General features: G+C 53.4%; 29 protein-coding genes. 25 read left to right on the top strand and 4 right to left on the bottom strand.

Translation table 11 applies throughout. From position 1 onward, the window contains the following. Positions 1 to 40: 40 nt before the first annotated feature. The 5 genes from FHS18_RS21955 to FHS18_RS21975 all read left to right on the top strand — a co-directional run bounded on the left by FHS18_RS21955 (position 41) and on the right by FHS18_RS21975 (position 3,818). Positions 41 to 766 (top strand): AAA family ATPase, encoded by a 726-nt coding sequence (locus FHS18_RS21955; RefSeq protein ID WP_183602517.1) that lies wholly within the window; start codon positions 41 to 43, stop codon positions 764 to 766. A gap of 284 nt (positions 767 to 1,050) precedes the next feature. After that, positions 1,051 to 1,380 carry a PadR family transcriptional regulator gene (locus FHS18_RS21960; RefSeq protein ID WP_183602518.1) on the top strand — a complete coding sequence of 110 codons (330 nt, stop codon included), beginning with the start codon at positions 1,051 to 1,053 and terminating at the stop codon, positions 1,378 to 1,380. 14 nt (positions 1,381 to 1,394) lie between these two features. Next, positions 1,395 to 2,261 (top strand): pentapeptide repeat-containing protein, encoded by an 867-nt coding sequence (locus FHS18_RS21965; RefSeq protein WP_183602640.1) that lies wholly within the window; start codon positions 1,395 to 1,397, stop codon positions 2,259 to 2,261. Positions 2,262 to 2,278: 17 nt separating this feature from the next. Continuing rightward, positions 2,279 to 3,049 carry an ABC transporter ATP-binding protein gene (locus tag FHS18_RS21970; protein WP_183602519.1) on the top strand — a complete coding sequence of 257 codons (771 nt, stop codon included), beginning with the start codon at positions 2,279 to 2,281 and terminating at the stop codon, positions 3,047 to 3,049. 1 nt (position 3,050) lies between these two features. Next, complete coding sequence (locus FHS18_RS21975) at positions 3,051 to 3,818, top strand: ABC transporter permease (RefSeq protein WP_183602520.1); 768 nt, start codon at positions 3,051 to 3,053, stop codon at positions 3,816 to 3,818. An 85-nt stretch (positions 3,819 to 3,903) separates the two neighbouring features. Here FHS18_RS21975 and FHS18_RS21980 read toward each other — a convergent pair whose 3' ends face one another. After that, positions 3,904 to 5,250 (bottom strand): MATE family efflux transporter, encoded by a 1,347-nt coding sequence (locus FHS18_RS21980; protein WP_183602521.1) that lies wholly within the window; start codon positions 5,248 to 5,250, stop codon positions 3,904 to 3,906. A 135-nt stretch (positions 5,251 to 5,385) separates the two neighbouring features. On the opposite strand from FHS18_RS21980, the gene FHS18_RS21985 reads away from it, so the two are divergent. The 4 genes from FHS18_RS21985 (at position 5,386) to mgrA (ending at position 9,409) form a co-directional block, all read left to right on the top strand. Continuing rightward, on the top strand, positions 5,386 to 6,075 hold the full coding sequence (locus tag FHS18_RS21985) for a TetR/AcrR family transcriptional regulator C-terminal domain-containing protein (protein WP_183602522.1): 690 nt from the start codon (positions 5,386 to 5,388) through the stop codon (positions 6,073 to 6,075). Positions 6,076 to 6,224: 149 nt separating this feature from the next. Beyond that, complete coding sequence (locus FHS18_RS21990) at positions 6,225 to 7,322, top strand: GerAB/ArcD/ProY family transporter (RefSeq protein WP_183602523.1); 1,098 nt, start codon at positions 6,225 to 6,227, stop codon at positions 7,320 to 7,322. A gap of 159 nt (positions 7,323 to 7,481) precedes the next feature. Next, a complete protein-coding gene (locus FHS18_RS21995; protein ID WP_183602524.1) occupies positions 7,482 to 8,309 on the top strand; it encodes an AraC family transcriptional regulator in 828 nt (275 codons plus the stop codon). A gap of 107 nt (positions 8,310 to 8,416) precedes the next feature. Further along, positions 8,417 to 9,409: an L-glyceraldehyde 3-phosphate reductase gene (mgrA, locus tag FHS18_RS22000; protein WP_183602525.1), complete on the top strand. Its 993-nt coding sequence runs from the start codon at positions 8,417 to 8,419 to the stop codon at positions 9,407 to 9,409. Between the two features lie 109 nt (positions 9,410 to 9,518). On the opposite strand, the gene FHS18_RS22005 is transcribed toward mgrA, so the two are convergent. Next, positions 9,519 to 9,911, bottom strand: a complete 393-nt coding sequence (locus tag FHS18_RS22005; RefSeq protein WP_183602526.1) for a MoaF-related domain-containing protein — start codon at positions 9,909 to 9,911, stop codon at positions 9,519 to 9,521. Between the two features lie 180 nt (positions 9,912 to 10,091). Here FHS18_RS22005 and FHS18_RS22010 point away from each other — a divergent pair, with 180 nt between their 5' ends. The 4 genes from FHS18_RS22010 to FHS18_RS22025 all read left to right on the top strand — a co-directional run bounded on the left by FHS18_RS22010 (position 10,092) and on the right by FHS18_RS22025 (position 12,756). Then, positions 10,092 to 10,913, top strand: coding sequence for a hypothetical protein (locus FHS18_RS22010; protein WP_183602527.1), 822 nt, complete (start codon positions 10,092 to 10,094; stop codon positions 10,911 to 10,913). Continuing rightward, positions 10,910 to 11,575: a DUF4328 domain-containing protein gene (locus tag FHS18_RS22015; RefSeq protein WP_183602528.1), complete on the top strand. Its 666-nt coding sequence runs from the start codon at positions 10,910 to 10,912 to the stop codon at positions 11,573 to 11,575. Before FHS18_RS22010 ends, FHS18_RS22015 begins: the two co-directional genes overlap by 4 nt. Before the next feature lie 71 nt (positions 11,576 to 11,646). Then, the gene (locus FHS18_RS22020) at positions 11,647 to 12,216 is read left to right on the top strand and encodes a hypothetical protein (protein ID WP_183602529.1); all 570 of its coding nucleotides are present in this window, start codon (positions 11,647 to 11,649) and stop codon (positions 12,214 to 12,216) included. 132 nt (positions 12,217 to 12,348) lie between these two features. After that, positions 12,349 to 12,756 (top strand): hypothetical protein, encoded by a 408-nt coding sequence (locus tag FHS18_RS22025; RefSeq protein WP_183602530.1) that lies wholly within the window; start codon positions 12,349 to 12,351, stop codon positions 12,754 to 12,756. A gap of 112 nt (positions 12,757 to 12,868) precedes the next feature. On the opposite strand, the gene FHS18_RS22030 is transcribed toward FHS18_RS22025, so the two are convergent. Further along, the gene (locus tag FHS18_RS22030) at positions 12,869 to 13,432 is read right to left on the bottom strand and encodes a GbsR/MarR family transcriptional regulator (RefSeq protein ID WP_183602531.1); all 564 of its coding nucleotides are present in this window, start codon (positions 13,430 to 13,432) and stop codon (positions 12,869 to 12,871) included. 175 nt (positions 13,433 to 13,607) lie between these two features. Between FHS18_RS22030 and FHS18_RS22035 the strand changes: the two genes are divergently transcribed. The 10 genes from FHS18_RS22035 to FHS18_RS22080 all read left to right on the top strand — a co-directional run bounded on the left by FHS18_RS22035 (position 13,608) and on the right by FHS18_RS22080 (position 21,916). Continuing rightward, positions 13,608 to 14,489 carry a carbohydrate ABC transporter permease gene (locus tag FHS18_RS22035; protein WP_183602532.1) on the top strand — a complete coding sequence of 294 codons (882 nt, stop codon included), beginning with the start codon at positions 13,608 to 13,610 and terminating at the stop codon, positions 14,487 to 14,489. 18 nt (positions 14,490 to 14,507) lie between these two features. Then, a complete protein-coding gene (locus FHS18_RS22040) occupies positions 14,508 to 15,368 on the top strand; it encodes a carbohydrate ABC transporter permease (RefSeq protein WP_343060626.1) in 861 nt (286 codons plus the stop codon). 38 nt (positions 15,369 to 15,406) lie between these two features. Further along, positions 15,407 to 16,771 carry an ABC transporter substrate-binding protein gene (locus FHS18_RS22045; protein WP_183602533.1) on the top strand — a complete coding sequence of 455 codons (1,365 nt, stop codon included), beginning with the start codon at positions 15,407 to 15,409 and terminating at the stop codon, positions 16,769 to 16,771. 20 nt (positions 16,772 to 16,791) lie between these two features. Then, positions 16,792 to 17,601: an HAD family hydrolase gene (locus FHS18_RS22050; protein ID WP_183602534.1), complete on the top strand. Its 810-nt coding sequence runs from the start codon at positions 16,792 to 16,794 to the stop codon at positions 17,599 to 17,601. Next, a complete protein-coding gene (locus FHS18_RS22055; RefSeq protein WP_183602535.1) occupies positions 17,591 to 17,926 on the top strand; it encodes a DMT family transporter in 336 nt (111 codons plus the stop codon). Before FHS18_RS22050 ends, FHS18_RS22055 begins: the two co-directional genes overlap by 11 nt. 24 nt (positions 17,927 to 17,950) lie before the next feature. Beyond that, positions 17,951 to 18,820 (top strand): metallophosphoesterase family protein, encoded by an 870-nt coding sequence (locus tag FHS18_RS22060; RefSeq protein ID WP_183602536.1) that lies wholly within the window; start codon positions 17,951 to 17,953, stop codon positions 18,818 to 18,820. Between the two features lie 39 nt (positions 18,821 to 18,859). Continuing rightward, the gene (locus FHS18_RS22065) at positions 18,860 to 19,009 is read left to right on the top strand and encodes a hypothetical protein (RefSeq protein WP_183602537.1); all 150 of its coding nucleotides are present in this window, start codon (positions 18,860 to 18,862) and stop codon (positions 19,007 to 19,009) included. A gap of 217 nt (positions 19,010 to 19,226) precedes the next feature. Further along, a complete protein-coding gene (locus FHS18_RS22070) occupies positions 19,227 to 19,697 on the top strand; it encodes a nuclear transport factor 2 family protein (RefSeq protein WP_183602538.1) in 471 nt (156 codons plus the stop codon). Between the two features lie 96 nt (positions 19,698 to 19,793). Beyond that, positions 19,794 to 20,381, top strand: coding sequence for a TetR/AcrR family transcriptional regulator (locus tag FHS18_RS22075; protein WP_183602539.1), 588 nt, complete (start codon positions 19,794 to 19,796; stop codon positions 20,379 to 20,381). A gap of 104 nt (positions 20,382 to 20,485) precedes the next feature. Beyond that, positions 20,486 to 21,916 (top strand): MFS transporter, encoded by a 1,431-nt coding sequence (locus FHS18_RS22080; RefSeq protein WP_183602540.1) that lies wholly within the window; start codon positions 20,486 to 20,488, stop codon positions 21,914 to 21,916. Positions 21,917 to 22,024: 108 nt separating this feature from the next. On the opposite strand, the gene FHS18_RS22085 is transcribed toward FHS18_RS22080, so the two are convergent. Further along, positions 22,025 to 22,468: an Rrf2 family transcriptional regulator gene (locus FHS18_RS22085; RefSeq protein WP_183602541.1), complete on the bottom strand. Its 444-nt coding sequence runs from the start codon at positions 22,466 to 22,468 to the stop codon at positions 22,025 to 22,027. Between the two features lie 262 nt (positions 22,469 to 22,730). Between FHS18_RS22085 and FHS18_RS22090 the strand changes: the two genes are divergently transcribed. Together FHS18_RS22090 and FHS18_RS22095 are read left to right on the top strand one after the other, a co-directional pair. Then, positions 22,731 to 23,315: an NAD(P)H-dependent oxidoreductase gene (locus FHS18_RS22090; protein ID WP_183602542.1), complete on the top strand. Its 585-nt coding sequence runs from the start codon at positions 22,731 to 22,733 to the stop codon at positions 23,313 to 23,315. 85 nt (positions 23,316 to 23,400) lie between these two features. After that, a complete protein-coding gene (locus FHS18_RS22095) occupies positions 23,401 to 24,450 on the top strand; it encodes a hypothetical protein (RefSeq protein WP_183602543.1) in 1,050 nt (349 codons plus the stop codon). Positions 24,451 to 24,671 lie beyond the last annotated feature (221 nt).

The raw sequence follows: 24,671 nt of genomic DNA on the forward strand, positions 1-24,671 counted from the left end.
ATTGAACGGACCGCCTTCTTTTTTACGACGCATTCAGCTCATGAGGCAGCAGATTCCCGCATATGATCGTTATCCCTTTGATTTGGCAGTCATTCGCAGCCTTCAGACCCTTGAATTCCACCCCAAGGTCACTTATATCGTAGGTGAAAATGGCATGGGCAAATCGACGCTGATGGAGTCCATCGCCGTCGCATGGGGATTTAATCCGGAGGGAGGGACGATTAACTTCTCCTTCTCGACCCGGGCGACCCATTCGAACCTGTTTGACTATATCCAACTGGTCAAAGGACCGCGGCGGCCGAAGGATGGCTTCTTCTTCCGGGCGGAAAGCTACTATAATCTCGCCACGACGATCGATGAGCTGGATAGCCAGCCTTCATCCGGGCGGCCGATCAAAGATTCGTACGGCGGCAAGTCGCTGCATGAGCAGTCGCACGGCGAGTCGTTCTTCGCCGCATTCGTACATCGGTTCGGCGGGAATGGATTATACATTCTGGACGAGCCCGAGGCGGCCTTGTCGCCGCTTCGCCAGATGGCGATGCTGTCACGGATCCATGAGCTGGTTGAGCGCAACTCCCAATTTATTATTGCGACCCATTCCCCGATCCTGATGGCATATCCGGATTCGATAATTTATAATCTGACGCCGGATGGCATCGAAGTCCAGGCGCTGGAGGAGACCGATCACTTTCTGATTATGAAGGAGTTCCTGAATAACAAGGAGAAGATGCTGAGGGAGTTATTCGATGATACTCGCGGCGAGTGAAGAGCGGCGGACGCTCAGATCTGCCGGATACTTCCGTCGAACTCCCTGCCTAGAAAACCGTGCGCTGCACGGTTTTTTTTCGTTAAAATATAAGGATTTTTAAGCTTCACGCTTATTAACCATCTTCTATTTCTCCGGAATGAAACTTAATACGCCGCCAGAGGACGGCGCAAGCCGTTTCACCTTGTGGATACACACTTTGTTACAGGTAGAGTATTATAACTGCAGAAGTACCTTGACTGTCATAGTAGTGTATCGTATTATACAGTTATGGAGGTGATGAGATGAGCGAGAACAAAATCACATCCGACCTGTTACGCGGACACACGGATACGATGATCCTACGGCTATTGTCCGAAGCTGATCGTTACGGTTACGAGATTGTCAAGCTGATCGCCGAGCGTTCCGGCGGCGAGTATGAACTGAAGGAAGCGACGATGTACTCCAGCTTCCGCCGGCTTGAAGCGGACGGCGACATCGAGTGGTATTGGGGCGATGAATCACAGGGCGGACGGCGCAAATATTTTAAGATTACCCCAAAGGGCATGGAGACTTACGACCGCAACAAAAGCAATTGGGAGTATGCCAAACGCGTGTTGGAAAATTTACTTTAAGGGGAGATTTGATGATGAGCCACAAATTGACGGATTACCTGAACAGCGTGTTTATGCCGTATGACGGGGTGAAGAGCGTGACCGAATTGAAGGCCGACCTGCTCTCCGATCTGCAGGAGCGCTACCGTGAACTCAAGGCCGCGGGCAAGGACGATGATACGGCGTTCAAGATGACGGTCGAGAGCATCGGCGACATCGAGCAGACGATTCTGGAAGTCGCGAACCTCTCCCGCTCGCTCGAGCGTGAAGTGGTGACGAACCTGAGCGCAAGCAACCTTGCGCAGAGCGACTTTGCGGGCGTGAAGGCTCACAAAGGACAGTTCAACAGCAGCGCGCTGCACGGTTCCGATTTCTCTGGCGCAGACTTGACCGGCAGTTCGTTCAAGAGCAGCGACGTGCGCGAAGCGAATTTCGACGGCGCGAATCTGACGGATTGCAGTTTCACCACGCTCGACCTGCGCAACGCAAGCTTCAATAAGGCGATCCTGGTTCGTACCAACTTCAACAAGTCCGGGCTTGACGGCGCCAAATTCACGGGCATAAGAATGACCGACGTGACGTTAACGATGACCGATCTGAGGAAAACGACTTTCGAAGGCTGCCTATTCGACGGCGTTGACTTCACCTATTGTGACCTAACCGGGCAAAACTTCGACGGGCAAACGTTCATCGGCGTCAAGTTTGACAAAGCGGCATTGAACGGGGTGTCGTTCAAGGGCGCAACGCTCAAGAACGTATCCTTCCAGTCGGCATCGATCTTCTCGAGGAAGTATTATCGCGCGATCAAGACGATCGACTTCGACGGCGCAACGATGGATAAATTGACGTTCGCGCTGCTCAAAGGCATGGAAGCCAAGGTATCGAAAGTAACGGTCATCTAATTCAGGGAGGGATTCCGATGCCAAGCGTGCAAACCAAACCCATTCAAGTCAAAGGATTGCAAAAATCCTACAAGCAGCATCAGGTGTTGAAAGGCGTAGATTTCGAGGTAGAGGCGGGGAGTATCTTCGCGCTCCTCGGCTCCAACGGGGCAGGCAAGACAACGGTGGTCAAAATCCTCACCACCTTGCTCACCCCGGATGGCGGAACCGCCGCCATCAACGGATACGATGTCGCGTCTCGACCCGATCATGTGCGTCAGTCCATTAGCCTGACCGGGCAATTCGCCGCCGTGGACGAAATATTGACGGGGCGGGAAAATCTGGTCATGATTGCCAAACTGCGCTATCTTAAGAACCCGCGCCAGATTGCGGATGAGATGCTGACCCGGTTCGGCCTGACAGACGCCGCAGACCGTAAAGTATCGACTTATTCCGGCGGGATGCGCCGCAGACTCGATATCGCTTTGAGCCTCGTGGGCAAACCGCAGGTCATTTTCCTCGACGAACCAACCACTGGACTTGATCCCGAAGCGCGCATCGAAGTATGGAAGATCGTCAAGGAGTTGGCCGACGGCGGCACGACCGTCTTTCTCACCACGCAGTATTTGGAAGAAGCGGAACAGTTGGCCGACCGCATTGCCATTCTCCATGAAGGCCGGATTATCGCCAGCGGCACGCTCTCCGATCTCAAGAAAATGTTCCCGTCCGCAAAGGTGGAGTATGTCGAGAAACAACCGACCTTAGAGGAAATCTTCCTGAACATCGTCGGTAAAAAGGAGGGCATGTAATATGGAGGCGACAAAGAAACATTTCTTCACCGATATTAGCGTCATGCTCGGACGTTCCATGCGTCACATCTTCCGCAGCATGGATACCATCATTACGGTTACCATCACGCCGATCGCCATGATGCTGTTGTTCGTCTATGTATTCGGCGGCGCCATTCAAGCCGGGACGGATAATTATGTGAATTACCTGCTGCCCGGCATATTGCTCATGGCGATCGCCAGCGGAATATCCTATACGGCGTACCGGTTGTTTACCGATGTACAGCGCGGCATATTCGAACGTTTTCAGACCATGCCGATTTCTCGCTCTGCTTTGCTCTGGGGGCATGTGCTGACGTCGCTCGTATCCAACGCCATGTCGGTGCTCATCATCATACTCGTCGCGTTATTAATGGGTTTTCGTTCATCCGCGGGCGTGCTGCCATGGCTTGCCGTAGCGGGAATACTCGCTCTGTTTACGCTAGCCCTAACATGGGTCGCAGCTATTGCCGGAATGTCCGCCAAAACCGTCGATGGCGCCAGCGCCTTCTCCTACCCCATTATCTTCCTTCCATTCATCAGTTCCGCATTCGTGCCTACCGAGTCCATGCCGACCGCCGTTCGCGTCTTCGCCGAGAATCAGCCCGTAACCTCTATCGTAGAAACCATCCGCGACTTGTTGTCAGGTCAACAAGTCGGCAACGACATTTGGATTGCGCTCGCGTGGTGCATCGGAATTATGATTGTGGCGTATATTTTCGCGATGAGAGCCTACAAAAAGAAGGTATAACGGCATCTATGTCAAGCACTTATCCATATCACCTGAAGAAAGCGAGGTCTCCAGAGAGAAGACCTCGCTTATTGCTTTTTATTGCCTATACATGCTCCAAATCCGGCTGCAACTTGTTCCGCAGAACAACCAGCATGGTAGCCCCGACAAGGAACGCGACGGCATCCGCGATGACGAGCGACCAGACGACGCCGTGGAACCCATTCATGCGATTGGCGATATACAGCACCGGAATCAGCGTAATGCCTTGAATGACGGACATAATAAACGCGGCGGTTCCTTGCGCCGTAGCTTGGAAGATCCCCGTAAACAACGCGGTCGTTCCCGAAATGAATAGGGATAAGAACGTCACATGCAGAATATAACTGCCCATCTCGATTAATTGCGGGTCATTCGTGAATAAACCGATCAGATGGTCGGAAGTCAGATAGACGATGACGCCGAACACGCCTGCTAACGCGACGATTGCCTTGATCGTGAATCCAATGGTTTGCTTCATGCGCAATTTATTCGCTGTGAATGAGAAAGCGATGAGCGGCACCACTCCCTCGCACAATCCCATCAGAATAAACTCCGGAAATTGCAGCAGACGTGATGAAATTCCGAAAGCCGCCGTAGCCGCATCACCATATTCGACAAGAAAATGATTCAAGACGAGCGACATGGCACCCAAGAAAATACTCATAATAAAGACGGGAACGCCGATTTTGAATACATGGCTTAGAATATCCTTGTTAGCCTTGAACCATTTCATTGAGATGCTCAAGAATTGACTCTTATAACCCATATGGTAGGCGTAGAATGCACTCGCAACCAGGTTGGAAACAACCGTAGCGGACGCAACGCCGATCACGCCCCAATGGAAGACGAAGATGACGAGCGCATCGAGAATGATATTCACGACAACGCTAAGAATCATACCAATCATTGACGTGACGGCCGCGCCTTCCGAGCGCACGATGTTCTCGAGCGTGAAGAAAAGCACGACGATCGGTGATCCGATCAGCATAACCGTAACATAGTCCTTCGTAAATCCGAAGGAGTCCGGCGTTGCCCCGAGGCCATGAACGATGGAGTCGATTAGCGGCAGCCCGACGGCTATCACGATAAGACCGAGTACCAAGCTGCTGTAAAAGGCGAACGAAGACACATGCTTGACATCGTCCAATCTTTTCTCGCCTAGCAACCGGGAGATGAAGGTACCGCTGCCCATGCCGATCAAGTTGCCAAGCGCCATAATAATCGAGAATAACGGCAAGGTTAACGCAAGCGCGGTTAATAGGGCCGTATTGTGGAGCGTGCCTAGAAAATAGGCGTTCAAGATGGCGTATATAACACTCATGGACATGCCCAGCATCATAGGTACGGCGAAGTGAGCTACAGCTTTGGCGATCGGTGCTTTCTCGAAGTAATGGAGGTTTTCTGCATCCATGTCGGTCACTACTTTCTTTGTTGTTGTGGTGTTATCTAACAGTGTTAGATTGTGCCTTACAGTGTTAGATGGTATCATGAACGTAGGTACCTGTAAAGTATAAACTTACACTGTTAGATAAAAGGGCGGATAGGGATGAAAAAGCAGCAGCCTCAGATTTCGGAGGAAAAGATTCTGGATACCTCGTGGGAGCTTCTTAGCGAGGACGGCATCGAGAAATTCAGCATGAGGCGATTGGCTGATCGGCTGGGGATTCAGGCGCCTTCACTATATTGGTACTTCAAGAGCAAGCAGAATCTCTATCAGCGGCTGGCCAACCAGATCTCGAAAATGATTCTGGAGGAATTCCACCCCGAGGGGGATTGGAAGGAACAGATGGAGGGGCTAGCGATCACCATACGGAGCGTGCTTCGCCGGCATCCTTGCTCGACGCAGCTCATGATGATGACGCTGCCCCACGAGCCGGACATCATCCGGTTCACCAACCGTATGCTGCTCTGCGTGGAATCGACGCCGCTTGCGCAAGAGCAGAAGTTACAGGCGGTCCTGACGCTTGTAAACTATGTGTTCTACTTCGTGCTGGACGATTATGAGCATCAACGCAATGTTGCCGCAATCGTGGAGGACCAGGGCGAGCTTCCGGACGGAGAGATGACCCGCCTTCTGGATTCGATGAGCGAGACGGATGCCGGACTGTTCCGGAGGATGTTCAATGGGGGGCTGTTCGAGTTGATGGGGACCGACGCGGCATTCGAGTTCGGCTTGAAGCTGATACTGCTCGGGATTGAGCAGGTGATCAAGGAGCAGGAAAGAGGGGATAAATAGGATCCAGACGAGTTATTTGTATAAATTTCCAATGTTGAGCTACCATAAGAAGAAATAAGGGATGCTCGATCACCATGTTGATCCGGATGGGCTGTGGCAGGGGAGAAGCAAGGGTAGATTGTTGACTTAACGGAATAGTGGTGGTTTCGATGACCCGACAACAATACGACGATAATCGGATTTCCGCTTTGGAGATGGCGATGGCTACTACGTCCATGATTATCGGCGCGAGCGTACTCGCATTGCCGCGCGTGCTGGCGGGAATTACAGAATCTTCGGACGGCTGGATTTCCATTATAATCGCGGGTTGCTTCTGCATGCTGCTTGCTTTTGTGCTTGGAAAATACGGCGCGTTACTGGGAAGCAATACCTTCTACGAATTCACCGGCAAGCTGTTGACCAAGCCGGTTGCAACAGCGCTTATTCTTGTCGTTCTTATGTATTATGTGATGTACGCTTCGTACCAGGTGAGGGCGGTCGCCAACATCTCCAAAACCTATCTTTTCGAGCGGACGCCTTCGGAAGCCATTGCGCTTATGTTTCTGCTGGTCGTATGCTATGCGGTGTCGGGATCGCGTATGGGTATCCTTCGGCTCAATGCTTTATTCTTGCCGATCGTCCTTGCCTTTACGATGATTGTGCTCATACTCAGCAATCAAATTATCGTATGGCAGGAGTTGAAACCGCTTTTCGTCACAGGCTGGGGGCCATTGCTCAGTGGGGTCAAGGAAAGCAGTCTTACGCTTATCGGGTATGAATCGATTCTTTTTTATGCGACGATGTTGAAACGTCCCGAGGATGCTCCGAAAGCAGCCATTGCCGGCGTCGGGATTCCCGTATTGATTAGTACGGCGCTCTATCTGGCTTGCGTGGGGATTTTCTCGCAGGCGGGGCTGATGCAGATTGGTTACCCTGCGATTGAGATGGCCAAGGAAGTCAAGATTCCCGGACAGTTCTTCGAACGGATGGAATCGGTCTTTTTCACGGTGTGGATCATGACGTTATTCAATACGACCGCGATGGCCATCGATTTGGCGATGCATGCCGGCTATTCCATCTTCAAGAAGGGCAAGCGGATTCATTGGGTAGTGATGATCGCGCCTATTATTTATCTCGTGAGCATGTGGCCGCAGAATGTAATCTCATTCGAGATATTCGGTAGCATGATCGGCTATGTGGGTTATGTCTTTATCCTGCTGGTGGTCATGCTGTATCCGGTAGTGAAGTGGAAGATGAAGCGTTCATGAACGACAGCGAACAGGAGCAGCCTTGGACAAAGGCGCTCCTGTTCTTCGTTATGCAGTGCTTCCATTCATTCCGTATATAGATACATGCTATGATAGGGTATCAGCAGGATCATTCTAGAATATCGTTCACATCACAATTAAAGGTTGATGATAGAAGCAATGGCTATCTTTCACTATAATCCGGAGCAGCCGTATGGCGACAATCCGAATGTATATTTGATGTACTGGGGCAAAGAAGCTTGCAAGCCAAGCCACTCCTTCGGCCCTGGCATTCGGGATATGTACAAGGTGCACTTCATTCACCAAGGAACCGGCATCGTCCGCACCTCCGCGGGGACTTACAACATCGCGGCGGGACAAGCATTCTTCACGTTTCCCGGCCACGTCGTCTTCTATCAAGCGGATGCTGCGGATCCATGGACGTATTCCTGGATCGGCTTCCGGGGGGAGCAGGCGGATTCCATCCTGTCGCGAACTTCTTTAACGCCGGATCGCCCGGTTTTCCCGATGGATATGCAAATCATGCCCAAGCTTTACGAGATGTTGAATGAAGCGACGCAAGATGACAGCAGCAGGGATTTACGGTTTAGCGCGCTTCTGCTCGACTTCCTGACATTGGTGATTCAGCTTGCCCCTGCTTCTCCTGCCGTGCATGGACATCGGCGATCGCGCGATGAATATATTCACCGCTGTCTGGATTTTCTGCATAACCACTATAGCGAAGACGTCGTTGTAGAGCAGCTCGCCTCCATGATCGGCCTCGACCGGAAGTACTTGTCCGCCATATTCAAGGAAGCGGTCGGCTTGCCTCCGCAGAAATATTTGCTGGCGTATCGAATGGCACGTGCTTGCGAACTGTTGAAGAACGGGTCATTCACGGTCGGGGAAGTGGCCAGTTCGGTCGGTTATCAGGACGGGCTGGTCTTCTCCAAAGCGTTCAAAAAGCTCAAGGGCATGTCTCCCACGCAATACCGAAACCTCTATTAATCTGACATTACGCCATATTCTAATTACATGCTGACATAGGTTTATTCCTTCGGTTCGATTACGATAAGCAGGAGACTTATGGAGAGAACGAAAGAGGAGGACATTCCATGGTATATTCAGCTAATGCCGAAAGATACGGCAATATGACATACAATCGCTGCGGGCGGAGCGGGCTCCGGCTCCCAGCCATTTCACTTGGACTGTGGCATAATTTCGGCGGGATCGATAGCTTCGAGAACGGAAGGGCGATGCTGCGCAGAGCCTTCGATCTGGGAATCACCCACTTTGATCTGGCTAACAATTACGGACCGCCGCCCGGATCCGCAGAGGAAATGTTCGGCCAGATGCTGAAGCAGGATTTCCTGCCGTACCGGGATGAGATGATTGTCTCCACCAAAGCGGGCTACTATATGTGGCCAGGCCCTTATGGAGAATGGGGATCGAAGAAAAATCTGGTGGCCAGTCTGAACCAAAGCCTGAAGCGGATGGGACTGGACTACGTGGACATTTTCTATCATCACCGTCCGGATCCGAACACGCCGCTCGAAGAAACGATGGCTGCGCTGGACCTGATCGTTCGCCAAGGCAAAGCGCTCTATGTCGGTATTTCCAACTACGGACCGGAGGAAACCCGGGAGGCGGCGCGCATCCTGCGAAGCCTCGGAACGCCGTGCCTCATTCATCAGCCGCGGTATTCCATGATGGGAAGATGGGTCGAAGATGGTCTCTTGGATGTGCTTGAGGAGGAAGGCATTGGTTCTATCGCATTTTCTCCGCTTAATAAAGGCATCCTGACCGACCGCTACTTAAACGGGATTGCACCGGATTCCCGTGCGGCCGGCCCTAGCGTCTTCCTCCGTTCGGAAGAGCTGAGCGAGGAAGTGCTCGGCAAGGTGCGCCAACTGAACGCGCTTGCGCAAGAGCGAGGGCAGAAACTTTCGCAGATGGCGCTGGCTTGGGTGCTGCGCGGAGGCCGCGTCACCTCGGCTTTAATCGGAGCGAGCAAGATCAGCCAAATCGAAGATGCGGTCGGAGCGCTGAACAATTTGAATTTCAGTACCGAGGAGCTAGCCCGCATCGACGGGATTCTGGCGCAATAGGCTCGGTACAGGAAGGTCTGAAACATGGAAAATCCTCGATTCAAAATGGATCGAGGATTTTTTGTTGCGTCGTTGTGACGCTAGGAGCAGACGACGCGGCAAGGGTGAATTAATAATAGGATGAGCCGGAATTACAATTGGTTGCCGCATGTAGCTGGGTGACCTTGCCCGAATGGAACAAGCTTTGGCGAACACCGCCGTAGTCATAGGTATAGTGCGTATAGACATGCATCCTATTGAAATCGACGACTTGACTCACGGTGTAGATTTCTTCCAGCCAATACATGAAGTAAACATGGGGCGCTATCTCCACATAATTAAATTGATAGTAGCCTTTGTATCCTTTATGCTGCCCGGCAATTCCTTCGTCATGCCGATGATGGGCGTCAAAGAAATGAATGATGAATACATTGCCATCGTCATAGTCATATCTGAAGACCTTTCCCGCATAGAACGGGATGGGATGCTTCGGGTGGACGTTCTGAACATGGGGATGATGCATAACATACTCCTCCTTCTAGAGCAATATATGCAAACGATAGGCGTATGCGATTAGATGAACGCCTATCTATACGCCATGATTCCAAGATCATGATTCTTCCTCGAGCATGCAGGAATACCTGCCGTATTGTCGAATTAGGTGTCGTTCGCCTACAATTCAACCTATAGGATGGTTATAAAGTTGAGTGAAATCCCCTTGAAGCCTAGCCACGGCAGTCGGAAATCATACCGCCACTGGATCATTGTCTTACTGCTGCTCCTCATCCCCTTTTCCATTGCCGTCTTTGCCTATTGGCCCCACTACTATAGCTTCACGTCCCGGGGCGAGATCGTTGCCGTCCGGGAAATCGATGTGGACGGCAGCGTTCACTTCGTGTATGTGCAAGAGGGTATAACGCGTAACCGCTATGAGAAATATTCGATCGGTCTTCGGGATCCGGAAGCCGTATTCACCAAGGTCGATGCCTCGGCCAAAGACGATTTCGGCGCGATGTTGGAATTCGAGGAAGACCTGCGCGACGAGACGATCCACCATGCCTTCGATTCGGCATCGGAGGTGACCTCCGCTCCCGCCACGGAAGATGGGCGGGATGAGCGCCTTCAGCAATTGATTGACGAAACCTCGGGGTATTATGGCGATTCCATCGGCCTTATGCTGGGGATCGGCTTGGTGGAAGAAGCGCAACGCGAGGATTTCTCCCAAGGCGGACGAATTATTATTGCGGGGACCGGAACGCTTGAAGCAGATCATACGGTCGGTTCCGTAGGCGCCATTCGCGATAAGCTGCGTACGGCCGAGGCCGCGGGTACGGATATTTTCTTCGTCCCGAAGGATAAGGAGACGTTCCTGTATCTGGGGATCAGCAACGAGGAAGAGGCGGAGCAGACCGCCGAAGAACTGAATTTGACGCTCCAGGTCGTTCCTGTCGCGACCTTGGAGGAAGCCATTGCCTATTTGCAGCAATTACCTAATCCCTATCTCCGGAGTGTGAACATGCCTTGAAGTTAAAGTCGGAAACGCTATCGAATGTATTGAAAATACTGCTGTGGGTGCTTGTCGGATTGGCTTGCGCCGATTTGGCCGGTTCCATCGTGTACGCAGCTAGCCTGGAGGCTTTCTCCATCTATGTGTATGATTTCTACGGCTTCATCGAGATCGTATCCGCCATCTTGTACTATGTCGTCGCGATCGTCTATCTCATCTGGATTTATCGCGTCCATATGGATCTGAACGCGCTCTTCCCGCACTTCACGCGTTCCCCCGGCATGTCCCTCGCGAGCATGCTGGTCCCGGTCTACAATCTGTACGGGATTCCGTCCATATACAGTACGATTGGCCGATGGTATCAAGAACATACGGACGGCGCTAAGCAGGATGGGCGCTGGATCGCGCGCTTGGCGGCGCCGCTGCTGCTCTTCACGATGGTCACGAACGTGCTTAATCGTATTGTCAGTCAAGTCGATGAGCTGAGCGGTTCGCTGTTTCTTACTTTAAGCCTATCCACGTTTATTCTGTACGCGATCTTCCTCACGCTCTGCATTCAAGTAACGCGGGGCTTGCAAACAGCACGCATTGAGGCTTCTTCCGGTCAACCCGCGAATCTGGATTCAGATGGCTACGAAGCGCCTTCAGTGGAACAGCCGATACTACCTCATCAGCTGTAACCTAGCTTGATCAGCCAACAAGGGAAATACCCCTATTTATGAGAATGGATTCAAATGGAGGAGTGGATGCGATGCATACGCAAGAACGCGTTCCCGTGCTGAATATCATTGGACCTGTTGGTATCGGAAAGTCGAGTGCCGCGGATGCCATATCCGAAACGCTGGAGTATGATTATTCAATCCCCCATGCGGTAGTCGACCTCGATCATGTAAGGCGTTCCTTCCCTCCGCCAAGCGAAGATCCGTTCAACATGGAGTTGGGATTCAGGAATCTGGCTGCCGTCTGGAGCAACTATCGTGCTATGGGGGCAAAATGCCTCATCATACCAAGCGTCATGGAGAGTAACGAGCATCTGGACAAAATACGATTAGCTGTTCCGGGAGCGGACGTATTCGTCGTCCGGCTCGTTGCGCCGCTTGAAGTGAACCATGCCCGGATACGGGGCAGGGAGAAGACCGTTGCGTCGCTGAATTGGCATCTGCAACGTTCCGCCCAACTTGCCGAGGAACTCGCTAAGAAGCAATTGGAGCATATCATTGTCGACACGGAGAGTAAGCTGCCATCCGACATTGGGCGCGAAATCATTCGCAAGTGGGGAATCGTGGAGTGGCATGGTTCAGGGCCTGCACAAGATCGATAAAGCAAGAATCGGGAAGAGCTGCGAGAGACGCGCGGCTCTTTTTTGTGCTCTCATACAAGAAGATTCACCCAAGCATAATCGCAGTGACGTACATACGTTAATAGAACGAACTAGAATGCAAGAGGAGGAGATATGGTGCCCAAGAACAATATTCATGGCTGCCCGGCCCCGCAGAATATTACCTTGGTACAGCGCCTGCAACCGCTGATAGGACGGACGGTTACGGTGTTCCAGCCTGGATTTCCGAGGTTGACCAAAACGGTCGGCAAGCTCTCCAACGTAACCAAGAGCTCGTTTACGGTAGGGACAACGGTCGTTGCGATGCAGACTTCCTTCTATATCGTCCTGAACGAACGGGTCAAACGGACGCTGCCTTTTGAAGTGTCGGCCACAGCGGAAGATATCGGCGAACTGCGGGGGACCTTGATCCGCGTCGGCCGTGATTTCGTGGAATTCATCCAGACGCCTGGCCGGAGAGTGCCGACGCTTTTCCCGTTGAATATGTTTACGGAAGTGAATTGCGAAGGCGAGGAAGAGTAGAAAATAGGAACCTTACTCCATAGCAGCGAATGCGAAAGGGCTTCTAACTTACGAAGCCCTTTTTGCTCGCGCTCCTATTCTCGTTGCTTTATTCAAACCGGATAACCGCTGTTCACGGACGCGATTTTCCCTCATGCTCAAATAAATCGCCGGCTTGCAGGCGGTCGACAAAGCGCTGCATCCATTCATAATAGCCGATGCTGTGACGCAGCTTGTGCAGGTCATTCAAGCATAAACGGCGCTCTTCCTCATCGGTTTCCTCCGCAAGCGCCATCTCCGATAGCTCTTGGATGACATCGTCGATCGCTGCCGTCATGATGTCGATCTCGCGCTGCAGCTTCATCGTGAAGAAATTGCGGAAGGCCTGGAAGAAATCCGTCTCCGCCACGTAGAGATCCTTGCGGTCTTGTTTCTCCTCCAGCTTGACGACCATCTGGGAGCCGAGCAGCGAGCGAATGGCATAACTCATATTGCTCTTGCTCATATTCATATGCGACTTCATGTCCTCCAAGGTCATCGGCTTATCCTCGAAAAACATAATCCCGTACAGCTGGCCGAACGAATAGTTCGCGCCATATAGATCCATCGTCTGGGCGATGGCATCGATCACCTTTGCCCGCAATTCACCCCGTCTGGCAGGTGCTGCTTCTCCGCCTGCCTCTGTCGGCCTCTTCATCCGTTTCCCTCCGCAATTCGACAAGTTTTACAAAGTATTTAAGAGATCCTGATGCTCCGTTGACAAACAAGCAGTACATTGAGTGTACAAAAATAATTGTACAGAAATGAGAGAGCGGTGATTATATCCTGTATTCTATCAAAAATTCAAACAAAATTGAATGGAGTGTTTCAGCATGAGACGTTCCGCTAAGCTGCGGAAGGATGCGCTGGCTGTAACATTCACGCTGCCGGCCATGATTCCGCTGACGCTGTTCTGGTTCATCCCGCTAGGTTATATCTTGTACCTCAGCTTCACGTCCTGGGATTTCATGAGCCCGGAGAAGGTCTTCGTCGGTCTGGAGAATTATCGCTATCTCTTCGACAATCCGGCCTTCTATGAAGCGATAAAGGTTACCTTCTTGTTCTGCGCAGGCAGTGTCCTGCCGTCAATGGCAGGAGGTCTAGTGCTAGCGCTGCTCCTCAACCGCCCGATGAGAGCGGCCGGCCTATACCGGACCCTCATGTTCCTGCCTTGGGTGACGCCGATGGTCGCGGTATCGATCGTCTGGTCCTGGATCTTCGAGCCGGAGGTCGGACTTGCGAATACGGTGCTTCAGGCGTTCGGCGCAGAGGCGATCGGTTGGCTGCAGGATCCGAAGTGGGCATTGGCAGGCGTACTCATCGTGACGATCTGGAAATCGATTGGATGGGCGATGGTCTTCTACCTGGTGGCTCTGCAGAATGTGCCGGCTGAGCTGCTGGAAGCCGCCGATCTGGACGGGGCATCCGGATGGGACAAGCTTGTGCGGATCACGCTGCCGCTGCTGTCGCCGACCACGTTCTTCTTATTCATCGTGCAGACGATCGGAGCGCTGCAAGCCTACGATCAGATCAACGTTTTGACGCAAGGCGGACCGTCCGGATCCACGCGAACCTTGCTGTATATGTATTACCAATCCGCCTTCGAATCGTTCAATATCGGAGAGGCTTCCTCTGTGGCGGTCGTCCTGGTGATCAGCTGCCTCTTGCTGTCGCTCGCCTCTTCCTTCGTGAGCAGACGAAGCATCCATTACTGATAGAGGGGAGAAAGTACGGTGGTTACGACAAAATCCACGCAACTTTGGGAGACTGCCGGCAAAGTACTCCGGCATGCAGCGCTGCTCGTTATTGCCTTGGCGATGGCTTTCCCATTCTATTGGATGGCCACAAGCGCATTGAAAACGAATGATGAGATTTGGAGCTTCCCGCCGGTGCTCTGGCCGGCATCGCCGCAATGGCAGCAATACGCGGAAGCTTGGATGGAAGCGCCATTCTGGCGGTATATGGCCAACAGTACGGGCGTTGCGCTGGCGATTATTATCCTGCAGACGATCAATTCGGCGATGATGGCGTATGCGGTCACCCATATGAAATTCCGGCTTCAGCGCTTGTTCTCCGGCGCGATCCTGCTCGGCTTCATGATCCCGGCTACGGCCGTCTACTTGCCGAGCTACGTCGTCTTGTCCCGGCTGCACCTGCTCGATTCGTACGCGGGATTGATTCTATCCAATGGGGTCAGCGTATTCGCGATCTTCCTGATCCGACAGGCGTTCTTGCAAGTCTCTTATGAACTGGTGGAAGCCGGCCAGATCGACGGGGCGAGCCACTTCCGGATTCTATGGACGATTCTCGTGCCGCTGACGCGTCCTTCATTCGCCGTCTTGGCGCTCATTACGTTCATCGATCAATACAATAACTATTTCTGGCCTTCGCTGATTACGAAGAGCCCCGAGCTTCAGCTGGTATCGGCGGGCTTGCGCAGCTTCTTCGTGGAAGGCGGCGCGTACGGGCTGAAGTGGCCGCTCATTATGGCCGCAAGCGCGTTCACCATCGCGCCGCTGTTAGTTCTGTTCCTGCTCATGCAGAAGACGATTATGAACAGCTTTAATCTTTCGGCCGGAGCCGCCAAAGGCTAAAGGTACGAGAATAAACAATATTGGAGGGTTATTCAATCATGACCAAGACAAAACAAACCATTGCAACAACCATGCTAATCTCCATGGCACTGCTTACGGCTTGCGGGCAGAACGGCGCGTCCAACGGCAACGGCGAGGCGAACGCCAATGCGGAAGCCGCGAACACGACGGAAACAACAACGGCAGCGCCGGCCGAGCAGCCGTCCGAGCCAGTGACGATCGAATTCTGGTACGGACTTGGCGGCAAGCTGGGCGATCTGATGAAGACGCAGATCGATAAGTTCAATGCCTCCCAGGACGAAGTCATCGTCAAAGGGATCGCGCAAGCCGATTATTCGGAGACCGAGAAGAAGCTTCAAGCGGCGATCGCCGCCAAGCAAGTGCCGGCTGCGGTGTTGAGCGCCAATTCGGCATGGGCTAGAAAAGGCCTTTACGCGCCGATGGACGAGCTCATTCAAGCGAATCCGGATTTCAAGGCGGAAGATTTCGTACAGACCTTCCTGAACCAAGGTCAGGTGGACGGCAAGCAATATTTCCTGCCGATGTACGGCACGACCCAAGTGATGTACTACCGCAAAGACGCGCTCGAGAAGGCAGGCATTAAGCCGGAAGATCTGAAAACGTGGGAAGCGTTGGCAGCGGCGGCAGCCAAGATGACCGTGAAGGACGGCGACAAAACAACGTTCTACGGTTGGGAGCCGATGTGGGGGCAAGAGAACATGACCGATGCCGTACTGAGCAAGGGCGGCAGCATCCTCAGTGAAGACGGCAAGACGGTGACGATCGATACGAAGGAATGGGTCGATACATGGGAGCTGTTCCGCAAGTGGATTCACGAAGACAAGATCATGCGTATTCACTCCGGCGGACAAGGCTGGGAGTATTGGTACAAAACCATCGACGATGTCATGAAAAACCAGGCGGCCGGTTACACCGGTTCGAGCGGCGACCAAGGGGATCTCGACTTCTCCATCGTGGCTGCCATGGAACAGCCGGGTTGGGAAGGCGTCGGCGAAGGTCGTCCGGTGGCGCAGGCTATTATGGCAGGCATCCCGGCAGCAGCTTCACCTGAACAGCAGCAAGCGGCATTGAAGTGGTATGAGTTCTTCACAAGCGCGGAGAATACGGCTTTTTGGTCGATGAATACGGGCTATATCGCGGTACGTCAATCCGCGCTGGAAGACCCGGCCTTCAAGGCATACGGGGAAGAGCACCCGGAATCGCAAGTACCGCTCAAGCAAGCGACGCACGGCTCGGCGCCTTTCGAAGATCCAACAGGTGGCAAAATTACCGACGCGCTCAAAATCGCGGCGGACAAAGTGCAAATCGAGAACGTCCCGGCGGAGCAAGCGCTTAAGGAAGCCAAAGAAACCGCTCAACGCGAGTTGGATCGCATACAATAACAAGCAGGAGGTGGTAACCTATGCCTGAATTGACCATTCACGATGATACCGTACATATCTCGGGCATCCTGCTGGATAAAGATGGTACAGTAATGGATTTCGTCTCGACGTGGGGCAGCTGGAGCGAGCAGCTGTTCCACCATTTCACCAAGAGGGTGCGTGAGGCACTACCAGCCCAAGCGGAGGCTGCTGCGCTCGTTCCTGCCGATCTGTCCCCGCTGTGGGGAACGCTGCACGACGAGCAGGGCACCGTGAACGGTTACGATGTGAACGGACCGCTCGCGATGGGCACGATGGAAGAGTTGATCAGCATTCTGACTTGGCAGGGCTACAGACTCGGCTTATCGTGGGCCGCGGCCAAAGAGCTTGTCGCAGCAAGCAAACGGGAGGCGGACGAAACGCTGCGGCGGCTCCGCCCGGCCCGCCCGATTCGGGATGTCGAGCCGTTCTTGGCGGCGTGCCGGGAAGCGGGAATCCCGCTTGCGATCGTGACGGCAGACGAAACGGATTCGGCGGAGGAACATTTGTCCTGGATGGGGCTTCGCTCGTACTTCGACGCTGTCATTGGCAACGATCAGGCTGAGAACGGCAAGCCGTTCCCGGACTTGATGCAGATCGCCTGCAGCAGGTTAGGGATTGCTTGTTCGGAGACTGTCATCATCGGAGATACGAACGGGGATATGCGCATGGGATTGGCGGCGGGATCAAACGTCCGCATCGGTCTTGCGCCAGACGAGGCTGCGGATGCCGCTTCGCTGATGCCGGACGCGACCCATCTCATCCACGGCTATACTTCGCTTCGGATCCGGAGCGTCTCGCATGAACGGTAGCGGGGCCTATGGTTGGCTGCTACTCGGCCTTGCCGTCGTGCTCGAACTGACGGGCACCTTGTCGATGAAGCTGTCGCACGGCTTTACGCGTCTATGGCCGTCCGTGGCGATGTTCATCTGCTACGCGGCCAGCTTCACCTCGTTGAATTTTGCGCTGAAGTACATGCAGCTGAGCGTTGCATATGCCATCTGGTCCGGCGTCGGCATCGTGCTGATCGCGGTAGCGGGCTGGCTGATGTTCAAGCAGCCGTTGTCCGGACTCTCGTTGTTCTGGATGAGCATCATCATTACGGGCGTCGTGGGACTGAATATGAGCGTCAAGTGACATGAGTGAGGGGAGCAATCTGATATGAACGATTCGCGCAAGCCGCTTCTTCGATTTCAAGTAATAACGGATACGCACATCACGGCCGATCCGGATCACGATTACAACCGGCATTTCGATCGGGCGTTGCAAGATATCGCTCACATGGCCCCGGACAGCGCCGGAATTATGCATGTCGGAGATATAACGGACCATGGCTTCGAGACGGAATACGCCGAGTTCGATCGCATCTGGTCCTCTAATCGTGCCTCGGGGCTTCAGACTCCGATCCTGTTCACGCACGGCAATCACGATCTGTTCCTCGGACCGGTCGACGAACAGCTCAGCCGTTATGAACGGTATTCGGGGATGAAGGGGGCTTATCATGCCCACTGGATTGGCAGTTATCCGTTCATCTTCATCGGCTCGGAGGACGGCGGAATCGAGGATTTTGCGGATCTGTCGAAGGAACAGCTGGCATGGCTGGAGACGAAGCTCGAAGAGGCGCGGCAGCAGGATCGCCCCGCATTCCTGTTCTTGCATCAGCCGCTGAAGCATACGGTAGCCGGCTCGCTGGATGGGCAAGGCTGGCACGGAGTGAAGCAGGACGATGAGTTGCGCGGGCTGCTGGAGCGTTATCCGCGGACGATCCTGTTCAACGGGCACACGCATTGGGAACTGACGGCGCCGCATGGTCAATTCGCCGCCGACGAGCAATCCGCGGTCATGTTCAATGCCGCCTCCGTTGCTTATCTATGGACGGACGAGGATGAGGCCAAAGCGGGCAGCCAAGGGTATTACGTGGAAGTCTATGCGGATCGGATCGTGGTCCAGGGCCGCGATTTCGCGGCTGGCGCGTGGATCGAAGAGGCCGTATACGAGATTAAGCGCCACACTTCAAGCGTGCAATCATAAATCGGTTTATAGAAAAAAGTGCGAAACAGGAGTTAATCCGTGTTTCGCACTTTTTTGTTATCCGCCCAGATACTGTTCGGTGAAGGTGCGGTAGAAGAAGCCGAGACTGCTGTAGCCGACGGCTCGCGCGATTTCGTCGACAGGCTGGTTGGTATTGGCTTTTTATGGAAGCGTGCGGCCTTGAGATAAAGGGATGCAATTAATTGTTGACTGATCGATCCGGAAATGATATTATGATTTCAGATCGAACAGTCAAGAAATTACACGGGCAGTAAATCGTAGCGATCCGGCTGAGGTAGAGGATTTCATTAAGCCTAGGAGGTGCGAATGGCAAGGCGGCAAGAACGAATATTTTTTTGAATATTTCGGACTGAATGGTCCAATAAAATTAACGGAGGAACAAACGATGACAAACCAAACGACGGTACACCAAACACTGACGCAAGCCGAAGTACGTGAGAGAGCGCAGCAAGCATTCCGCAACCACCTGAAGCATCTGTCCGGCGGAGACATTAAGGCGTGGGTAGAGCTGTGGGAAGAGAACGGCGTACTGGAGTTCCCGTACGGACCGGCCGGATTCCCGGATAAGAAAGAAGGCAAGGCCGAGCTGTACGACTACATGCAGAACTTCCCGAAACATTTCGAGGTGGCGTTTACGGAGTTGGAATTCCATCTGACGGTCGATCCGGAGCTCGTGATCGCGGAGTTCAAGTCGGTGGGCAAACACCGTGAGACGGGCAACCCTTATAACCAGACCTACATCAGCGTGGTGGAGACGAAGGACGGAATGATCGCGCGGTACCGCGATTTCTGGAATCCGCTGGTCGCGATCGAGTCGGTCGGCAGCGTGAATGATGCCGTGCGTTTCTCGGATTAATCCATGGCCGGACGCTTCGTTCTGACCACGTTCGCCTCTTCTTGACTGAACGTTCCGATATCGTTAGCATAGAGGAGGAGAAAGGGGGTTATCCACTTGGCTAGAAGCAAGGAATTCGATACGAATCTCGTGCTGCACAAGGCGATGGAGGTGTTCGGGCATTATGGCTATGAAGGCACCTCCATGCAGCTGCTGCTCGACGGCCTAGGCATTGCCCGCCAGAGTTTGTACGATACGTACGGCACGAAACGGGACCTTTTCCTGAAGGCGGTCAAACATTACGTGAATGAGAAGTCCTCCGCGGTTGTCGCTTATTTGGCGGAGACGACGCCCGTGAAGAAAGCGATCACCGATATATTCGCCGTCATAGGGGATACATTGAGAGACGAACAGCGCCGCAAGGAGTGCTTCATTCTCTACAGCGCGATCGACCAGGTCCCGCACGATCCGGAGATCGCCGAGCTATTCGAGCAGGACAAAATCCGGCTGGAAGAAGCGTTGTACGAGGCGTTGGTACGAGGCCAGCAGCAGGGAGAATTCGGCGCGAACCGGGATATGCGGGCGCTGGCGCGATACTTGTACCATGCTCGGTATGGGCTGACGCAAGCAGCCAAATTGACGGATGATCCGCTTGTCATCGAGCAAATTACGGCGGTTACGCTGTCCGTGCTGGAACATGAATGAAGCGTCGCGAGATGCTTCATTCCTTTTTACCCATTCTGGAACGAATGGTCCGAAAATAAAACGAAACACAGACGCTCTCGTCTGTATGCGAAGGGGAATCAATCATGAACGTGTCCAAATACAAAGGTTTAGCGCTGTTCATTCTGGCGATCTCGCAGCTGGTCATGGCGCTGGACTACACGATAATATTCGTGGCCATGCCTTCACTAGGCAAAGAGCTCGGATTCTCGGCGAATCACCTGCAGTGGGTCGTCAGCGCTTATTCCCTGGCATTCGGGGGCTTCCTCCTCATAGGCGGCCGCTTATCCGATCTGCTCGGGAGAAGGCGCATGTTCATGATCGCAATGGGGCTCTTCGGACTCGGCTCGCTGCTCGGGGGACTGGCGGAATCGCAGCTGATGTTGATCGCGGCTAGAGCTCTGCAAGGACTAGGCGGCGCGCTATTGTCACCGGCAACCTTATCGCTGATCATGTCCAACTTCAACGAAGGACCGGAGCGTAACCGGGCGATGGGCATCTGGGCCTCGATGGGCGGCGTCGGCATGTCGCTTGGTCTGCTGCTGGGCGGCGTGCTGACGAGTTACGTCGGATGGGAATCGACCTTCCTGGTGAACGTGCCGATCGCGCTTGCCGTCGTCATTCTCGCGCCGTTCGTACTGACGGAAAGCCAAGTGCCGGCAGGCGCCAAGCATGTTGATGCGGCCGGGACAATATCGGTAACGGCAGGGCTGCTGCTCGTTGTCTACTATCTGATTCAAGCGCCGGTCGAAGGCTGGGTCAGCGCAGCGACAGTTCCTTTTGCGGCGATAGGGGCGCTCCTATTGGTTGCTTTCGTAATCATTGAACAGCGGACGAAGGAGCCGCTCATTTCCTTCCGCATGTTCCGTAATCGGAATCTGACGGTGGCTGCGCTAACGGCATTCCTGTTCTCCGCTTCGTTCGGCTCGCTGTATTACTTCCTGACGCTCTATACGCAAGGCGTGCTGCATTATTCCGCCGTTCAATCGGGACTTAGTTTCCTGCCGCTGACGCTGAGCGCCTTCGTCGGTGCCAAACTGATCAATACGATGCTCGTCAAGGTCGGCGTGGCAGGTACGATCGCAACCGGCATGGGGCTTGGGGTGATCGGGTTCCTCATGCTGACGGGACTGTCGGAGAGCGGATCGGCTTGGGGGATGATTCCGGGGACGGTCATTATCGGGATCGGTCAGGCGCTCGTCTTCACGACGATGTTCATCGCGGGCAGCACCGGTATTGAGCCGAAGGAGCAAGGTGTCGCTTCCGCGCTGATCTCGACCGGCCAGCAGATCGGAGGGGCGATCGGGCTCGCTATCATTATGGCCATTATTTCGGCCAGTCTGGGAACGAGCTCTACGCTCGAACATATGCAACCGGCTGATCTGAACGCCGCGATCCATACCGCGTTCTTCATCTCGGCAGCGACCACAGTGCTCGGCATTCTGGTAGCCTTCCTTACCCTGAAACAACCGAAGCCGTCTAAGTTGGATGATATTAAAATGACGGCGGCGCATTGATAGGCAGATTGGCCGATAGTCGGATGAACGCGCGAGAACGACGCTTGGCCTAGCATGCGGCATGCTAGGCCAAGCGTCGTTGTATTCTAGACCGATTGTATTCGGCGTTTATGACGGGCTGCCCGCCTCATTATTATGCCGATGCAGAATGTCCGCAACGACGCTTTCGATCGAAGTATGGGCCAGCGCTTGTTCCATCTGTCTCTGCGCTTCTGTCAGAGGAGTCTCTAGCGCTTGCTGGATTTCCTTCCCGACCATACATTGCACATTCGTGTTCTGATGGACCGTGAACAGTTCCTTCGTCTCGGGGAGTTCGACTGCCCGATACACATCCAGCAGCGTGATGGCCGAGATGGGCTTCTGCAGGTTGATCCCGATGACGCCAGGATGCGAGGCGATCAAGCCGGATTTGCTGAGCATGCTCATGATTCGCCGGATGACGGCGGGATTGGTATTGACGCTTGCGGCAATATAGTCGGAAGTCACGTTCCCGTTATTAATGTGAACTAATGCCAGTATATGAACGGCCACGGTGAAACGGCTGCTGATCATAGGAATACATTCCTTTCGAAAGGATGGCTACCTCCATTAAAACATAATAGAAGCGGTTTTACTATGCGGTGCGGGACGAGCGGCAGTGACGTAGCGCAGCGAAACAACGTTCAGTCAGTAAAAAAGAAAGCCATTGACTTTCTTTAATGTAACCAATATAGTTACATTAAAGGTGTAACTAAAACAGTTACATTAAAAGTTTGACATCCAGGCTTTTCAGCAGGGCAGAGGCCCAATACACAAACCAATGGAGGTTATATTCATGAATCATCTGATCGTTTACGCACATCCGCACGAGGGCAGCTTCAACAACGCCATCCTGGATACGGCGGTTCAAGCGTTGCAAGCGGGCGGGCACGAGGTTCATGTCCGCGATCTGAACAAGCTGGGCTTCAATCCGGTTCTCTCCCCGGCAGATACAGCAGCGCTTCGCGAAGGCAGCCCGCCTGAAGATATTAAGGCCGAACAACAGTATCTGGCGAATGCCGATTTCGTTACGTTCATCTATCCGATCTGGTGGTCGGGCCTCCCTGCGATTATTAAAGGGTACGTGGACCGGATATTCTCCTATGGCTTCGCTTATCAGTATAATAACGAGGGCGGTATCGACAAGCTGCTCGCAGGCAAGCAAGGAATCATCATCAACACGTACGGTACGCCAAGCGATATCTATGAGGCGATCGGCATGACGAATGCGCTGAAACAAACGTCCGGCAGCGGTATCTTCGAATTTTGCGGAATCGAGGTCGTGGAGCAATTCCTGTTCGGCGGCGTGACGACGGTTGCGACCGACGACACGCGCCGCGAGATGCTGGCTCAAGTGGAGCGGAAGTTCAGCTCCCTATAAGTCTGTATGACGACATTTACAATCATTAAAAGGGCCATTGGCAATTGCCGATGGCCCTCTTGCCGTCTTCAGAACGGTACGATGAATGTTTACAACCTTGAAACAAGCGCGACGCAATGCCGTTACATCGGTCGTCTATTCTAAGTACATCAAGTTCAACACCACATCACTTAACCTGAAGGAGACGATGATTCTCATGATGAACCATACGATGAAAACTTGGACGATAGCGGCACTGGCGGCACTTACGGTGACAACGGCGGCGGCAAGCGCATCCGCTGCTTCAACAGGAGCGGCTGCGAGCCAAGCGCAGACGCAAACCACGGATTCCCGCATGTCGGCCGGCACCATCGCGAAATTCGCGGAGCTGGTGAAGCAGCCGGGTAAGCTGGCGGAGGCGAACGCATATCTGTATGCCAATATGGGGAAATTAACGATTCCGCAAGTGACTACGATGGTTCTGCAGCTGGAAGACGCGATTGCCGAACAGCTTCCCGCCTATGAGAAAAAGTTCGAGACGGAAGCCGTCCAACAGGCGATTACGAAGATCTATAAGAAGGGCGACACGCTGACCGAGCTTATTGTCAAAACAAAAGACGCGAAGCTGAAAGCGTTGTTCAGGGATGCCCGCAACAGCGGTTATAAGCTGGATACCGGCGAAGGCATGTTCTATTTGACCGTGAATTACGGCACGCTCTCCAAGTATTCTTCCCGCGTGCAAGAGGACATTCGCGGTTATATCGCAATCGCAGCGCAGGAATCGAACCGTCCGGCCCTTCGCGATGGAGCCCTTGCGATAACGTACAGCGAGGTTGTGCTACGTTCGGTTCAAGAAGAGAGCTTCTTGAGCAAGTTTCCGAAATCCGCTCGCGCAAGTCAGGTAAAAGCGATGTTCGAGCTGAATGAAACGCTGACGTTCTATGGCGCGAACAATACGCCATTGTTCGATTACGATACGAAGGTGATCCAACCGCTGGCGAAAGTCGCTTATTTAAAACAGTTGAACAATTTGATGCCGGATAGCAGCCCTTATCTGAATAAGCTGGAGAAGTTCATGGCGCTGCTCGAGGATGAGCAATACACGTTAACCGACGCGGTAGTCAAGTTCCGTAACCAGAACGTTCCGATCCAGTAAACGGCGGACTGCACTACGATCCTCGCGCATCGATCCATCCGGATCCGTCTAGTATTTATTGTCACGTAAGCGTTCATCCATCCTATACAAACAGCCGCCTCCCAGGAGCGCGGCTGTTTGTCGTTCGCTTCCATCGCGATTGTTCACTAAGAAGAGCGGAGGAATCGCTTTGTGAAGTTGTCACAAATTGGTTGGCGATTTCTATGCGAAAAGTGGAAGAA

Origin of the sequence: Paenibacillus phyllosphaerae (assembly GCF_014192105.1) — a bacterium.
Lineage (GTDB): Bacteria > Bacillota > Bacilli > Paenibacillales > Paenibacillaceae > Paenibacillus_Z > Paenibacillus_Z phyllosphaerae.

Bases quoted from the DNA above. Each gene is read 5' to 3' on its own strand.
- FHS18_RS21960 (WP_183602518.1), top strand. From the start codon at position 1,051: ATGAGCGAGAACAAAATCACATCCGACCTGTTACGCGGACACACGGAT.
- FHS18_RS22005 (WP_183602526.1), bottom strand. From the start codon at position 9,911: ATGCATCATCCCCATGTTCAGAACGTCCACCCGAAGCATCCCATCCCG.
- FHS18_RS21975 (WP_183602520.1), top strand. From the start codon at position 3,051: ATGGAGGCGACAAAGAAACATTTCTTCACCGATATTAGCGTCATGCTC.
- FHS18_RS22070 (WP_183602538.1), top strand. From the start codon at position 19,227: ATGACAAACCAAACGACGGTACACCAAACACTGACGCAAGCCGAAGTA.
- FHS18_RS21955 (WP_183602517.1), top strand. From the start codon at position 41: ATGAGGCAGCAGATTCCCGCATATGATCGTTATCCCTTTGATTTGGCA.
- FHS18_RS22090 (WP_183602542.1), top strand. From the start codon at position 22,731: ATGAATCATCTGATCGTTTACGCACATCCGCACGAGGGCAGCTTCAAC.
- FHS18_RS22035 (WP_183602532.1), top strand. From the start codon at position 13,608: ATGAGACGTTCCGCTAAGCTGCGGAAGGATGCGCTGGCTGTAACATTC.
- FHS18_RS22095 (WP_183602543.1), top strand. From the start codon at position 23,401: ATGTTTACAACCTTGAAACAAGCGCGACGCAATGCCGTTACATCGGTC.
- FHS18_RS21995 (WP_183602524.1), top strand. From the start codon at position 7,482: ATGGCTATCTTTCACTATAATCCGGAGCAGCCGTATGGCGACAATCCG.
- FHS18_RS22055 (WP_183602535.1), top strand. From the start codon at position 17,591: ATGAACGGTAGCGGGGCCTATGGTTGGCTGCTACTCGGCCTTGCCGTC.
- FHS18_RS22030 (WP_183602531.1), bottom strand. From the start codon at position 13,432: ATGAAGAGGCCGACAGAGGCAGGCGGAGAAGCAGCACCTGCCAGACGG.
- FHS18_RS21970 (WP_183602519.1), top strand. From the start codon at position 2,279: ATGCCAAGCGTGCAAACCAAACCCATTCAAGTCAAAGGATTGCAAAAA.
- FHS18_RS21985 (WP_183602522.1), top strand. From the start codon at position 5,386: ATGAAAAAGCAGCAGCCTCAGATTTCGGAGGAAAAGATTCTGGATACC.
- mgrA (WP_183602525.1), top strand. From the start codon at position 8,417: ATGGTATATTCAGCTAATGCCGAAAGATACGGCAATATGACATACAAT.
- FHS18_RS22020 (WP_183602529.1), top strand. From the start codon at position 11,647: ATGCATACGCAAGAACGCGTTCCCGTGCTGAATATCATTGGACCTGTT.
- FHS18_RS21965 (WP_183602640.1), top strand. From the start codon at position 1,395: ATGAGCCACAAATTGACGGATTACCTGAACAGCGTGTTTATGCCGTAT.
- FHS18_RS22045 (WP_183602533.1), top strand. From the start codon at position 15,407: ATGACCAAGACAAAACAAACCATTGCAACAACCATGCTAATCTCCATG.
- FHS18_RS21990 (WP_183602523.1), top strand. From the start codon at position 6,225: ATGACCCGACAACAATACGACGATAATCGGATTTCCGCTTTGGAGATG.
- FHS18_RS21980 (WP_183602521.1), bottom strand. From the start codon at position 5,250: ATGGATGCAGAAAACCTCCATTACTTCGAGAAAGCACCGATCGCCAAA.
- FHS18_RS22085 (WP_183602541.1), bottom strand. From the start codon at position 22,468: ATGATCAGCAGCCGTTTCACCGTGGCCGTTCATATACTGGCATTAGTT.
- FHS18_RS22060 (WP_183602536.1), top strand. From the start codon at position 17,951: ATGAACGATTCGCGCAAGCCGCTTCTTCGATTTCAAGTAATAACGGAT.
- FHS18_RS22080 (WP_183602540.1), top strand. From the start codon at position 20,486: ATGAACGTGTCCAAATACAAAGGTTTAGCGCTGTTCATTCTGGCGATC.
- FHS18_RS22025 (WP_183602530.1), top strand. From the start codon at position 12,349: ATGGTGCCCAAGAACAATATTCATGGCTGCCCGGCCCCGCAGAATATT.
- FHS18_RS22050 (WP_183602534.1), top strand. From the start codon at position 16,792: ATGCCTGAATTGACCATTCACGATGATACCGTACATATCTCGGGCATC.